Source organism: Pantoea sp. C2G6 (assembly GCF_051336815.1).
Lineage (GTDB): Bacteria > Pseudomonadota > Gammaproteobacteria > Enterobacterales > Enterobacteriaceae > Pantoea.
This window is the reverse complement of record NZ_JBGMNJ010000003.1, coordinates 113,954-127,321: the sequence shown is the minus strand read 5'-3', so window position 1 is coordinate 127,321 and position 13,368 is coordinate 113,954. Positions and strand designations below refer to the sequence as shown.

Sequence of the window (13,368 nt, the reverse complement as noted above, 5' to 3'; positions counted from 1 at the left end):
CAAATCATGCCTTATCGTGTGATAAGGCATGCTGACAGGATTAACGACTGGCGGCTTTGAGGCGGCTGACAAAGTTCTTCAGTTCGCTCAGCATCACGTCAGGTTCTGCATGATGTTTTTCGATGATTCTGACAATCGCCGAACCGGAGATCGCGCCAGCGGCACCGGCGGCGATCGCCTCTTTCACCTGTTCAGGTTCCGAGATGCCGAAACCCTGTAAAGGCGGCGCAGCGTGGTATTCCCGCAGCTTGTCAATCAGATGCTGCAACGGCAGGCTGGCGCGATTTTCAGCACCGGTCACGCCCGCCCGCGACAGCAGGTAGGTATAACCGCGTCCGTGCGAGGCGATCTCCCGCAGCAGGTCATCGCTGGCATTCGGCGGACAGATAAAGATCGGTGCCACGCCGTGACGCAGCGCCGCCTGGCGGAAGGGGGCCGACTCTTCCACCGGCACGTCGGCCACCAGTACGGAATCGACGCCCGCTTCGGCACAGCGCGCATAGAACGCATCGATACCGTTGGTAAACACCAGATTGGCATACATCAGCAATCCAATCGGCAGATCGGGATATTTATGGCGAATGGTCGCCAGCATTTCAAAGCACTGGCTGGTATTGGTGCCTGCCGCAAACGCACGTAAGGTCGCGTTCTGGATGGTCGGGCCGTCAGCCAGCGGATCGGAGAAGGGGATACCCAGCTCCAGCGCATCCGCGCCGCCTTCCACCAGCGCGTCAATCACCCGCAGTGAAAGCGCCGGTGAGGGATCGCCCAGCGTCACAAAGGGGACAAACGCGCCTTCGTTATTTTCTGACAGGCGCTTAAACAGTCGATCATAACGTTCCATCAGATTTCTCCCTGCGCGGTTAAGATGTCGTGAACGGTGAAAATATCTTTATCACCCCGGCCGGAGAGGTTGACCACAATCAACTGCTCTTTTTCCGGTTCAGCCTGAATCATCTTCAGGGCATGCGCCAGGGCGTGTGACGACTCCAGCGCCGGAATGATACCTTCGGCCCGGCAGAGCTGTTTAAAGGCGGCCAGCGCCTCGTCATCGGTAATCGAGACATACTCGGCGCGGCCGGTGCTGTTCAGATGGGCATGCTGCGGCCCCACCGACGGGAAATCGAGACCGGCAGAGATAGAGTAGGACTCTTCAATCTGACCGTCGCCGGTCTGCATCATCGGCGCTTTCATGCCGAAGTAGATACCGACGCGGCCATGTTTCAGGGGCGCGCCATGCTCGCCGGTCTCAATGCCGTGACCCGCCGGCTCCACGCCGATCAGTCTGACTTTCTCTTCTTCGATAAAGTCCGCGAACATGCCGATGGCGTTGGAGCCGCCACCCACGCAGGCGAGGATCGCGTCAGGCAGACGCCCCTCTCTTTCCAGAATCTGCTTTTTGGTCTCTTCGCCGATCATCCGCTGGAACTCACGCACAATGGTCGGGAAGGGATGCGGGCCCGCCGCCGTGCCGAGCATATAGTGCGAGGTCTCATAGCTGCCCGACCAGTCACGCAGCGCCTCGTTACAGGCATCCTTCAGCGTGGCCGAGCCGCTGTGTACCGGAATCACTTCCGCCCCCATCAGACGCATACGGAACACGTTAGGAGACTGACGCTCGACATCTTTCGCGCCCATGTAGATACGGCACTTCATCCCCAGCAGCGCGCAGGCCAGCGCCGAGGCGACACCGTGCTGACCGGCACCGGTCTCGGCGATGATTTCGTTTTTACCCATACGCTTCGCCAGCAGCGCCTGACCCAGCACCTGGTTGGTTTTATGAGCACCACCGTGCAGCAAATCTTCACGCTTCAGATAGAGCCGGGTTTTAGTGCCCTTCGTGAGATTCCTGCACAGCGTCAGCGCGGTCGGCCGCCCGGCATAGTTCTTAAGCAGGTCAGTAAATTCAGCCTGGAACTCAGGATCTTTCTGGGCGTCGACAAAGGCCTCTTCCAGCTGGCGCAGGGCGGGCATCAGGATCTGCGGAACATACATTCCGCCAAATTCACCAAAATAGGGATTAAGTAAGGTCATCTTTTATCTTCCTTTTTCGGGCCCGCCGTTAAGCAGGCCAGGCAAATCAGTAGGCTCGCAGGGTCTGAAACACCGCGGCAATTTTACGGGCATCTTTGATGCCGGGCGCGCTTTCCACCCCGGAGTTAAAGTCCAGACCGGCACAGCCGAGTCGGGCGGCTTCAACACAGTTATCCGCGCTCAGCCCTCCGGCCAGCAGCACATCAGTCAGCGGTTGATTCTGTAACAGCGACCAGTCGAAACGCTGTCCGGTGCCGCCATCGCCATTATCAAACACGTAACGATCGACGTGCGGCCAGTCGCGCGCCGGGAGTGAACCTTCGATGCGCATTGCCTTCCAGATTTTAATCTCCGCCGGCAGCGCGGCGCGCAGTTCCGCCACATATTCCGGCGATTCGTTGCCGTGCAGCTGGACCGCGGTCAGCGACAGGGCGCTGGCTTGTGTGACAACGTCACTAACGGCGTTATTGCGGAACACGCCGACATAGCGCAGCGGGGCTGCCGCCATCACGTTCTGAGCGGTGGCCTGCTCGATCCGGCGCGGTGAGCCTTCAGCAAAGATCAGACCACCGTAGATGGCGCCCGCTTCATAGGCGGCGCGCGCATCTTCCGGGCGGGTCAGGCCACAGACTTTATTGTCGCCCAGCGTCACCCGGCGCACCGCCGCGGTGAGATCGGCTTCTTCCATCAATGCCGAGCCAATCAGGAAGCCATTGGCAAAGTGGCTCAGCTCGCGGATGTCGGCATAGCTGTTGATGCCCGACTCGCTGATCACCGTCACGCCGTGCGACAGGCGCGGCGCCAGCTGACGGGTACGATTAAGATCGATAGAGAGGTCGCGCAGGTCACGATTGTTGATGCCAACCACTTTTGCCTGCAACGCAATCGCGCGTTCGAGTTCCTCTTCATTACTGACTTCGGTCAGGATGCCCATCTTCAGGCTGTGCGCCACGGCGGCCAGCTGACGATACTGCTCATCATCCAGCACCGACAGCATCAGCAGAATGGCATCCGCCTGATAGTAACGGGCCAGATAGATCTGATAAGGGTCGATAATAAAATCTTTGCACAGCACCGGCTGGGTAATCGCCGCGCTGACAATCGGCAGAAAGGCGAAGTCGCCCTGAAAATATTTCTCATCGGTCAGCACGGAGACCGCTGAGGCGTAATGGCGATAGACCCCGGCAATGGCGGCCGGATCAAAATCCTCGCGGATGATGCCTTTCGACGGTGACGCCTTTTTACACTCCAGGATAAACGCCGTTCTTGCGCCCTGAAGCGCGTCATAGAAATGACGGCTGGCAGGCTCAATGCTGTTCTGAAAGGTGGAGAGAGGCTGCTGCTGCTGACGTGCTTCAACCCAAATCGCTTTGTCCTGAACAATTTTTTCTAACACGGTGCCTTGCATGATTATCCTCTTGCTGCCAGTGCGACGACGCGCTCGTAAGCCTGTCCGCTACGGATGGCGTTAAGCGCCTGCTGTGCGTTTTCACGCAGATCTTCCTGACCAAATACCTTGAGCAGCATCGCCACATTCACGGCGACTGCCTCCTCATGGGCCTGCTGGCCATTACCCTGAAGTAAAGCGGTCAGAATGTCACGATTTTCTTCCGGGGTGCCGCCCGCCAGCGCCTCTTTGGGATGGAAGCCAAAACCGAAGTCCTCTGGCGAGAGCTGATACCGGGTGATTTCACCGTCACGCAGCTCGGCGACATGCGTGACATCGTGCAGCGCCACTTCATCCATCCCGCCGCCGTGCACCACGGCGGCACGCTGATACCCCAGCACTTTCAGGGTTTGCGCTATCGGCATCACCAGCTCCGGGCTATAGACGCCAATCACCGCCAGCGGCGGACGCGCCGGGTTAATCAGCGGGCCGAGCACATTAAACAGCGTACGGGTTTTGAGCTGCTGACGCACCGGCATCGCATGACGGAAGCCGGTGTGGTACTGCGGCGCAAACAGGAAGCAGACGTTGAGATCGTCCAGCGCCTTTCTCGCCCGCTCCGCAGGCATATCGAGATCGATGCCAAAGGCCGCCAGCAGATCGGATGAACCCGATTTGCTGGAGACGCTGCGGTTGCCATGCTTCGCCACTTTCAGGCCACAGGTCGCCGCGACAAAGGCGCTGGCGGTGGAGATATTGATGCTGTTGCTGCCGTCGCCGCCGGTGCCGACAATGTCGGCGAAAGCGTAGTCAGGGCGGGGAAAGGGCCGGGCATCTTCCAGCAGCGCGGTGGCGGCCCCGGCAATCTCTTCCGGGGTTTCACCGCGCACTTTCATGGCGATCAGCGCGGCTGCCAGCTGCGTCGGTTGCAGCTGTCCGGTAATAATGGCGCTGAACAGCTGATGACTCTCAGCCTGATCCAGCGTCTGCGCCTGGTAAAGTTTTTCCAGTGTCTGTTGCATCATTATTCTCCCTGTTACTTTGCCAGCGCCCAGGCCAGCGTCTGCTCAAGCAGACGCGCGCCCTGAGAAGTCAGAATGGATTCAGGATGGAACTGAAAGCCGCACACGCGATCGGTCTCGTGACGGACCGCCATCACCATCCCGTTGTAACTGGCGTTGACCGTCAGCTCGTCCGGGGTATTGCTGCCGACCAGTGAGTGATAACGCGCTACCGGCAGCGGATTGCTCAGACCGGCAAACATCGCCTCGCCGTCGTGCGTGATGGAGGAGGCTTTACCGTGCAGGATCTCGCCCGCCTGGCCGACATGGCCGCCGTAGGCTTCGACAATCGCCTGGTGTCCCAGACAGATACCGATAATCGGCAGACGTCCGCGCAGCACCCGCAGCAGCTCCGGCATACAGCCCGCATCTTTCGGTGCGCCCGGACCGGGAGAGAGCATCAGCACCGGATTTTCCATCCGCTCTAACTCTGCGATTAAGTGGTCTGCTGGCAGACTGTTACGGTAGATCACCACGTTGTGACCAAAGGTCCGCAGCTGATCAACCAGGTTGTAGGTAAAGGAATCGATGTTATCGAGCAGCAGAATATCGGCCATCAGAAGATCTCCTTGCAGTGATGGGCTGTCGCAATGGCGCGCAGCACGGCGCGGGCCTTGTTACGGCTCTCATCGGCTTCCGCCTGCGGATTAGAGTCCAGCACCACACCGGCGCCCGCCTGAACGGTGGCGACGCCATCTTCGACATAGGCGGAACGGATAACGATGCAGGTATCGAGATCGCCCTGGGCGGTGAAGTAGCCCACCGCGCCACCGTAGCTGCCGCGGCGGGTGCGTTCCGCTCCGGCGATCAGCTGCATCGCGCGCACTTTCGGCGCACCGCTCAGGGTGCCCATGTTCATACAGGCGCGGTAGGCGTGCAGCGCATCGAGGTCGGCGCGCAGCGTGCCGACCACGCGGGAAACCAGATGCATCACAAAGGAGTAGCGGTCGACTTTGGTCAGGTCCGCCACATAACGGCTGCCGGGCACGCAGATACGCGCCAGATCGTTACGCGCCAGATCGACCAGCATCAGATGTTCAGCCAGCTCTTTATGGTCGGTGCGCATCTCCAGCTCAATGCGGCTGTCAAGATCGCGATCCAGCGAGCCATCGGCGTGACGGCCACGCGGACGGGTACCGGCGATCGGGTAGATCTCAATCTGCCGCGAGGTCGCGTCATACTTCAGTGAACTCTCCGGTGACGCGCCAAACAGCGAGAAATCCTGATCCTGCATGAAAAACATATAGGGGCTGGGATTGCTGTTTTTCAGCGTCTCATACGCAGCCAGCGGTGACGGGCAGGGCAGTGAGAAGCGGCGTGACGGCACCACCTGGAAAATTTCGCCGATGCGAATCGCTTCCTGCATGGTACGTACCACCTCGCAATACTCTTCATCGCTCTGGCTGGTGGTCAGCGCCATCCCGGCAACCGTCTGAACCGGCAGAGCCGGTGCCGGTTGCAGCATCTGGCCATGCAGCTGTTCAATACGGCGTTGCAGCCGCTGGAACTCGCTGGTGGAGGGGCAGAACAGGCTGGCTTGCAGACGTGCGCTGCGGGTCTGGTGATCGATCACCAGTAAGGTTTCCGCCAGATAAAAACAGTAATCGGGGCAGCGTTGCTGATTGTCGAGGTCGGGCAGGGTCTCAAAACCAGCCACCAGATCATAGGCAAACAGACCACCCAGCAGCAGCGCCTCGCGCTCATCGGCGGGTGAGTTAACCAGCTGCGGGATCATCCGCAGCGCATCAAACACCGAGAGCGCTTTCAGGCGGGAGTCTTCATCCTGCTGCTGGTCGGTGATCTGTGGGAAGGTCAGTTCGCGTCCGTCGGGACGTACCTGGTTGCGGACCGAGGCTGGCAGCGCTTCATCCAGCAGCGGCAGCAGGGCGCGACCATTTTCAGACAGCGCCTGAACGCTTACCTGATTGCCCAGGGCGCGAATGCGCAGGGCGCTGTCGACAACCAGCAGACTTTTCAGGTTGCGCTTGCTGTCGATGTCGGCCGACTCAAGCAGCAGGGTTGCCGGACGTGCGCCGCATAGCTGGTGAAACACTGCGGCCGGATCTTCGCGGTAGGGCGCGGTCCCGGTAATCAACTTCACTGTAGGTTTCGCATTTGGCATGATGATTTCTCTGAATTTCGCCTAAAAAAAAGCCCGCTTGGTAGCGGGCTCAGGACTCGGCACAGCGTTTACGCCAGGTGTGCACGACCGTGTCGCCCGATGTCGGGAACAGTGCGCCAACCATTTAAATGCATAATAACCATCGCCATGTGTGAGTACCTGTCAGGTGTGAACTTGTGTACTAGTTAACGGGTTCAGGGCGGAAATGTCAATACACTTTTTCACTGACGGTTAAAATCGTTATCATGCTGGCCGGTTTAGTTTGCAGCAGGAGTTCTTTTGAGCGATATCGCCCGTTTCCCGGTTTATGATTTACACAGCCACACGCGCGCCTCTGATGGGGTACTGACGCCTGCGGCGCTGGTTGAACGTGCGGTGGAGATGCGCGTGGGCGTGCTGGCGATCACCGATCACGACAGCGTGGCGGGGGTAGAGGAAGCGCAGCAGACCGCCCTCGATCGCGATTTACCGATCAAAATTCTGGCCGGCGCGGAGATCTCAACCCTGTGGGAAAACCACGAAATTCATATCGTCGGGCTCAATATCGATATTCACCATCCGGCGATGGTCGCCTTCCTCGCCGGACAACACGCCTGCCGTCAGCGCCGCGCGGAAGAGATAGGGGAGCGACTGGCCAGAGCGCGTATTCCTGATGCGCTGGCTGGCGCGACGCGACTGGCGGATGGCGGCATCATCACCCGTGGCCATTTTGCCCGTTTTCTGATCGAGCAGGGCAAAGCCAGTGATATGGCGCAGGTCTTCAAAAATTATCTGGCGCGTGGCAAAACCGGCTACGTGCCGCCACAATGGTGTACAATTAAACAAGCTATTGATGCGATTCATCATTCTGGTGGCTGCGCCGTGCTGGCGCATCCTGGCCGTTATGGCCTGTCGGCTAAGTGGCTCAAGCGGCTCATCGCCCATTTCCGTGAAGCGGGTGGTGACGCGATGGAAGTGGCGCAGTGCCAGCAGCCGCCCAATGAGCGCACCCAGCTGGCGCAATATGCCAGAGATAATGAACTGGCCGCATCACAAGGTTCCGATTTTCATCAACCCTGCCCGTGGATTGAGCTGGGCCGCAAACTCTGGCTGCCCGCGGCGGTTGAGCCGGTCTGGGAACGCTTCCCGGATCTGGCGCCTGGCCCGGCCATCACGGAAAGGTGACAAGAGGTTTCTATGAGTCAATTGTTTCATATTCATCCCGACAATCCCCAGCCGCGTCTGATCAATCAGGCCGTGGACTATCTGAATAAAGGCAGTGTGATTGTCTACCCGACCGATTCCGGTTACGCGCTGGGCTGCCGGCTGGAGGAGAAGGGCGCGATGGAGCGCATCTGCCGCATCCGTCAGCTCGATGGCCATCACAACTTCACCCTGATGTGCCGCGATCTCTCAGAGCTGTCGGTCTATTCACAGGTGGGGAATTCCGCCTTCCGCCTGCTGAAGAACAACACCCCAGGCAACTACACCTTTATTCTCAAGGCGACCAAAGAAGTCCCGCGCCGTCTGATGAATGAGAAACGTAAAACCATTGGTCTGCGCGTGCCGTCGAATCCGGTGGCGCTGGCGCTGCTGGAAGCCCTTAATGAGCCGATGATGTCGACCTCCTTAATTCTGCCGGGCAATGATTTTACCGAGTCTGACCCGGAAGAGATCCAGCACAGCATCGGCAAGCTGGTTGACCTGATTATTGATGGCGGCACCCTGGGGCAGCAGCCGACCACGGTGGTCGATCTGACCACCGATGCGCCGGAGATTGTGCGTGAAGGGGTGGGCGACACCCGTCCGTTCCAGTAAGGCCAGCGGCTCAGACGCCGCGGGTCGGCGTCGGGCCCAGGTTCGACTGCAACCAGCTCTTAAACTGGCCGTAGGGAATATAGAGTGACACATCTTTCAGGATCACTTTTCCGCTGCGGCCATTTTTAATCGCATCTGAATAGCCAACAATAACCCCGCCCAGCGTCTCGTCGCTATTATAAACCCCGCCGCCCGACATTCCCTGCACTACGCCAGCATTAGATGCCATTGCCATACAGGGACTTTTATTCCAGCCATTACGGATAGTGGTCCGGGCCAGATTAATCCCTTTTGACTCCACCGGCATCGCTGAAATAAAACTGTAACCATACATTTTAATCGGATCGCCAATATCGCTGCTGCGGAATCGGGCCAGCGTGCGTGCGTCATTCTTATGATAAATAATCGCCACGTCGCAATAGGGGTGATAGGCCTTAACCCGCTGCACGGCGGTTTTTGCCACGTGCGCAGCCGTCAGGCTATAGTCAGGTGTCAGAGGAATGCTGGTGCCCAGCGTGCCGAGACCGAGGATCGTCGGAATGCCAGTCACGCTCATATCAACGTGCTGCATCGCGGTACGACTGTACTCAGTATGGCCCACGGAACACCCGCTCAGCGCCAGCGCAGCCAGCGCCGGAAACAGCATCAGGTTTCTCATGAGGATCATCTTTATTCAGGCATGTCGGGAAATCCCTGGTGAAGATTTTTGACATGCAATCAGGTTCATCACTGAACCGTATTAACGCAACAGGTCCGGGTGCGCCGGTTTATTGGATTTAATTTAAAAAACGCTATTTTTATTAATGAATTTTAAAAACGTAAGAAGCGTATCGCGAGCAGGCTTTCCGCCGGACTCTGCATTTTTATTATCTGTCAGTGACAAAGTTTACACGCTTAATAGTGTTGTACAATTTATTAAAATTAATCTTTATTAAATAACCGGGAAAATAAGGTTTTAAATAAATCTGCATCAGGGTTAATCTGACTTTATTAAAATAGCCGATCACTTATGGTGGCTAAAATCAATCGGACAGATTTTTATGCTGTTAATGGCTTGGCAGTCAGAGGATTAAAAGCAGGATTAAAACGAGGGAAGTGTAAGATACCGATAAGGTTTTTGACGACAGACGATTCCCTCGCTGGTAATGCAGTGTTCAGAAAATTTAATTCTCTCTTACTATAAAGTTTTCGTTATTCCCGATTTATTAAACACCTTTTCTAATCAGTCAGCCCGGTACGCTAACCCGCCACAGGCGGAATCGATCCCCCTGAAAAAGCTTTCTGGCTGATGCATCCTGAGCGGCCACGCGCCGACGCACAAAGGGCGTTACATCAAGGTTAATTGCCTGTATAATGGGCCAAACTTTCTAATTTAACCTTTTGATTTAGAAAGCATTATCACCCCACCGTGACGCCTGGGAAGGCGACAAAGAGGAAGCTCAATGAGCGAAAAGTTACAGAAAGTCTTAGCGCGTGCCGGTCATGGCTCGCGTCGTGAAATCGAATCTATGATTGCCGCTGGCCGTGTCAGCGTCGACGGAAAAATCGCCACGCTGGGCGACCGCGTCGAAAGCAGCAAATCCCTGAAAATCCGTATTGATGGTCACCTGGTCTCGATTGCGGAATCCGCAACCGAAGTCTGTCGCGTGCTGGCTTACTATAAGCCGGAAGGTGAACTCTGTACCCGCAGCGATCCCGAAGGACGCCCGACGGTATTTGACCGTCTGCCACGGCTGCGCGGTTCACGCTGGATTGCCGTTGGCCGTCTGGATGTGAACACCTGTGGTCTGATGCTCTTCACCACCGACGGGGGGCTGGCCAATCGCCTGATGCACCCGAGTCGTGAAGTTGAGCGTGAATATGCGGTGCGCGTCTTTGGTCAGGTGGACGACGATAAAATTCGTCAGCTGAGCAAGGGCGTCCAGCTGGAAGATGGCCCGGCCGCCTTTAAAACCCTGCGTTTTGGCGGCGGAGAAGGGATCAACCAGTGGTATAACGTCACCTTAACCGAAGGGCGCAACCGTGAAGTGCGTCGTTTATGGGAAGCGGTTGGCGTCCAGGTGAGTCGTCTGATGCGCGTCCGCTATGGCGATATTACGCTGCCGAAAGGATTGCCACGCGGTGGCTGGACCGAGCTGGATCTGCCAGCGGTCAACTACCTGCGCAATCTGGTGGGAATGGATGAGGAAACCGTCACTAAGCTGGTGGTTGAGAAAGATCGCCGTCGCACCAAAGCGAACCAGATCCGTCGCGCCGTGAAGCGTCACAGCAAGGTGAGCAGCACGCCTCGTGCGCCGCGCCGCAATCCGGGCAGCAAACGCAACTCCGGTTCATAACCTTGTCAGACAGCTAACAGACGCAGCCTCCGGGCTGCGTTTTCTTTTTCTGCTACCAGTCAATTCCCTGCTGTGCCTGAATCCCGGCGTCAAAGGCGTGCTTCACCGGCCGCATCTCGGTGACGGTGTCCGCCATCTCTGTCAGGCTGCGGTGACAGCCGCGTCCGGTAATAATCACGCTCTGGTGGGCAGGGCGCTCGCGCAGCGCTGTCACGACCTCCTCCAGCGGCAGATAGTCCATGCTGACCATATAGGTGATCTCATCCAGCACCACCAGATCGAGCTGCTCATCCGCCAGCATCCGTCTGGCATGCTGCCAGACAGCCAGGCAGGCGTCGGTGTCGGTTTGCCGGTTCTGCGTCTCCCAGGTAAAGCCGGTGGCCATCACCTGAAATTCAACGCCGTGCTGTTCCAGTAAATTGCGCTCGCCGTTGGGCCAGTCACCTTTGATAAACTGGATAGCGGCGACGCGCTTGCCGTGGCCGCAGGCACGTAACGCGGTGCCGAAAGCGGCCGTGGTTTTGCCTTTGCCATTACCGGTGAACACCATCAGGATCCCGCGCACCTCCGTGGCCGCCGCGATGCGCGCGTCCACCTGTTCTTTCAGCCGCTGCTGGCGTTGCTGATGCCGATCTTCCGCCATTACTCCGCGGCTCCCGGTTTTCTGCCGGGCTGGGCATCGAAGCTGATGCCGGTTTTACGCCGGCTGTCATCACCCATCAGGTAGAGGTAGAGCGGCATCAGATCGGCGGGTGTTTTCAGCTTAGCGGCATCTTCCTGCGGGAACGCGCTGGCGCGCATTTTGGTGCGGGTGCCGCCGGGGTTGATACAGTTCACCCGCAACGTCTGGTTTTTATACTCATCCGCCAGCACCTGCATCATCCCCTCAGTGGCAAATTTTGACACCGCATACGCGCCCCAGCCCGACCGACCGGTGCGACCGACGCTGGAGGTGGTAAACACCAGCGAACCGGCATCCGACTTTAACAGCAGCGGCAGCAGCGCCTGAGTCAGAAAGAAGGTGGCATCCAGGTTAATCTGCATCACCTGCTGCCAGACCTGCGGGTCAAGCTCCGCCAGCGGCACGATCTCACCGAGAATACCGGCGTTGTGCAGCACGCCGTCAAGACGCGGGAACTGCTGTGCCAGTTGCTCCGCCAGCTGCTGGCAACGGGGCGGTGTGGCCTCTGCCAGGTCAAACACCAGACTATGGGCCGGGCGTTTATTCAGTTGCGCGATCGCCTGTTCCACCTGCTGAAGCTTCTCAGGGTTGCGGCCCATTAAAATCACTTCAGCGCCATAACGGGCGTAGGTCAGCGCCGCTTCACGGCCAATGCCATCTGAAGCGCCAGTGACCAGGATAATGCGATGATTGAGCAGGTCGCTTTTGGGTTGATAATGCACAGCGGGGTCCTCCGGCAAAACAGCATGATTTCGCTTTATGCCTGAATTCAGAGGCGGGCGCAATCATCCACCCACGCATTCTGTGCCAGCTGCTGGCATTTCAGGCGACGCTAAAGCGTAAAACGGCTAAACTAGCCCACTGTTTCTAATTCTCTGTTTACTAAGGCGACCTGATGGATTTTCTTTCAACATATGGGCTGTTTCTGGCCAAAGCGGTGACGGTGGTGCTGGTTGTCGCTGCCATTGTGCTGATTGTGATGAATGCCGCATTACGCAAACGAGCGCAGCACGGCCAGCTGCGTCTGACACATCTGGGTGATGACTATCAGCAGATGAAAGAGGATCTGCAACTGGCGAAGATGAAACCGCAGGCGCAAAAAGTCTGGCTGAAAAATCATAAAAAGAGTGAAAAGCTGAAAGCGAAAGCGGAAAAGCAGGCGGCGAAACAGGGCCGGAGCGATGTGGCGAAGCCTACGCTTTATGTGATTGATTTTAAAGGCAGCATGGATGCCAGCGAAGTCAGCTCCCTGCGCGAAGAGATCTCCGCGGTGCTGGCGGTTAAGCAGCCGGGGGATGAGGTGCTGCTGCGGCTGGAGAGCCCTGGCGGGGTGGTGCACGGATATGGTCTGGCCGCCTCGCAGTTGCAGCGTCTGCGCGATCAGGGGCTGCCGATTACCGCCGCGGTAGATAAAGTGGCGGCCAGTGGCGGCTATATGATGGCCTGCGTTGCCGATCGCATCGTGGCCGCGCCGTTCTCTATTATTGGCTCCATCGGCGTGGTGGCGCAGATCCCTAACTTCAACCGCCTGCTGAAGCGTAACGATATTGATATTGAGTTACACACCGCCGGCCAGTACAAACGTACCCTGACACTGTTTGGTGAAAACACCGAAGAGGGACGTGAGAAGTTCCAGGAAGATCTCGACGAGACGCATCAGCTGTTCAAGCAGTTTGTTCATCAGATGCGTCCGTCGCTCAATATCGATCAGGTGGCGACCGGGGAACACTGGTATGGCCGCCAGGCGCTGGATCTCGGTCTGGTTGATGAGATCGGCACCAGCGATGACCTGATTATCCGCCAGATGGATCGCTTTAACGTGCTCGGCGTGCACTATGCGCGTCGGCGGAAAATGATCGACCGAGTAACACAGAGTGCCGGTTCGGTAGCCGAACGTTTACTGCTGAAGCTCTGGCAGCGCGGTGAAAAGCCGCTGCTCTGATGCTGAA

General features: G+C 57.7%; 11 protein-coding genes and 1 pseudogene. 4 read left to right on the top strand and 8 right to left on the bottom strand.

What is annotated here, in order from left to right; translation table 11 throughout:
- Positions 1–40: 40 nt before the first annotated feature.
- The 5 genes and pseudogenes from trpA to ACCW71_RS06455 form a co-directional block, all read right to left on the bottom strand.
- Positions 41–844: a tryptophan synthase subunit alpha gene (gene trpA, locus ACCW71_RS06475; RefSeq protein WP_436370297.1), complete on the bottom strand. Its 804-nt coding sequence runs from the start codon at positions 842–844 to the stop codon at positions 41–43.
- Complete coding sequence (gene trpB, locus ACCW71_RS06470) at positions 844–2,034, bottom strand: tryptophan synthase subunit beta (RefSeq protein ID WP_436370296.1); 1,191 nt, start codon at positions 2,032–2,034, stop codon at positions 844–846. The genes trpA and trpB overlap by 1 nt, the downstream gene beginning before the upstream one ends.
- 46 nt (positions 2,035–2,080) lie before the next feature.
- The gene (gene trpCF / locus ACCW71_RS06465) at positions 2,081–3,442 is read right to left on the bottom strand and encodes a bifunctional indole-3-glycerol-phosphate synthase TrpC/phosphoribosylanthranilate isomerase TrpF (RefSeq protein WP_436370294.1); all 1,362 of its coding nucleotides are present in this window, start codon (positions 3,440–3,442) and stop codon (positions 2,081–2,083) included.
- A gap of 2 nt (positions 3,443–3,444) precedes the next feature.
- A pseudogene (gene trpD / locus ACCW71_RS06460) lies at positions 3,445–5,039 on the bottom strand (bifunctional anthranilate synthase glutamate amidotransferase component TrpG/anthranilate phosphoribosyltransferase TrpD).
- A complete protein-coding gene (locus ACCW71_RS06455) occupies positions 5,039–6,604 on the bottom strand; it encodes an anthranilate synthase component 1 (RefSeq protein ID WP_436370292.1) in 1,566 nt (521 codons plus the stop codon). Before ACCW71_RS06455 ends, trpD begins: the two are co-directional and overlap by 1 nt.
- A 279-nt stretch (positions 6,605–6,883) precedes the next feature.
- On the opposite strand from ACCW71_RS06455, the gene rnm reads away from it, so the two are divergent.
- Together rnm and ACCW71_RS06445 are read left to right on the top strand one after the other, a co-directional pair.
- Complete coding sequence (gene rnm, locus ACCW71_RS06450; RefSeq protein ID WP_436370291.1) at positions 6,884–7,768, top strand: RNase RNM; 885 nt, start codon at positions 6,884–6,886, stop codon at positions 7,766–7,768.
- A gap of 12 nt (positions 7,769–7,780) precedes the next feature.
- A complete protein-coding gene (locus tag ACCW71_RS06445; protein ID WP_436370290.1) occupies positions 7,781–8,401 on the top strand; it encodes an L-threonylcarbamoyladenylate synthase in 621 nt (206 codons plus the stop codon).
- Positions 8,402–8,411: 10 nt separating this feature from the next.
- On the opposite strand, the gene ACCW71_RS06440 is transcribed toward ACCW71_RS06445, so the two are convergent.
- Positions 8,412–9,059, bottom strand: a complete 648-nt coding sequence (locus ACCW71_RS06440) for a serine protease (RefSeq protein WP_436370289.1) — start codon at positions 9,057–9,059, stop codon at positions 8,412–8,414.
- A gap of 784 nt (positions 9,060–9,843) precedes the next feature.
- On the opposite strand from ACCW71_RS06440, the gene rluB reads away from it, so the two are divergent.
- The gene (gene rluB / locus ACCW71_RS06435; protein ID WP_436370288.1) at positions 9,844–10,737 is read left to right on the top strand and encodes a 23S rRNA pseudouridine(2605) synthase RluB; all 894 of its coding nucleotides are present in this window, start codon (positions 9,844–9,846) and stop codon (positions 10,735–10,737) included.
- 52 nt (positions 10,738–10,789) lie between these two features.
- Here rluB and cobO read toward each other — a convergent pair whose 3' ends face one another.
- Positions 10,790–11,380 (bottom strand): cob(I)yrinic acid a,c-diamide adenosyltransferase, encoded by a 591-nt coding sequence (cobO, locus tag ACCW71_RS06430; RefSeq protein ID WP_436370286.1) that lies wholly within the window; start codon positions 11,378–11,380, stop codon positions 10,790–10,792.
- A complete protein-coding gene (locus ACCW71_RS06425) occupies positions 11,380–12,141 on the bottom strand; it encodes a YciK family oxidoreductase (protein WP_436370284.1) in 762 nt (253 codons plus the stop codon). Before ACCW71_RS06425 ends, cobO begins: the two co-directional genes overlap by 1 nt.
- A gap of 173 nt (positions 12,142–12,314) precedes the next feature.
- Between ACCW71_RS06425 and sohB the strand changes: the two genes are divergently transcribed.
- A complete protein-coding gene (gene sohB, locus ACCW71_RS06420) occupies positions 12,315–13,361 on the top strand; it encodes a protease SohB (RefSeq protein ID WP_436370283.1) in 1,047 nt (348 codons plus the stop codon).
- The last annotated feature ends 7 nt before the right edge of the window (positions 13,362–13,368 follow it).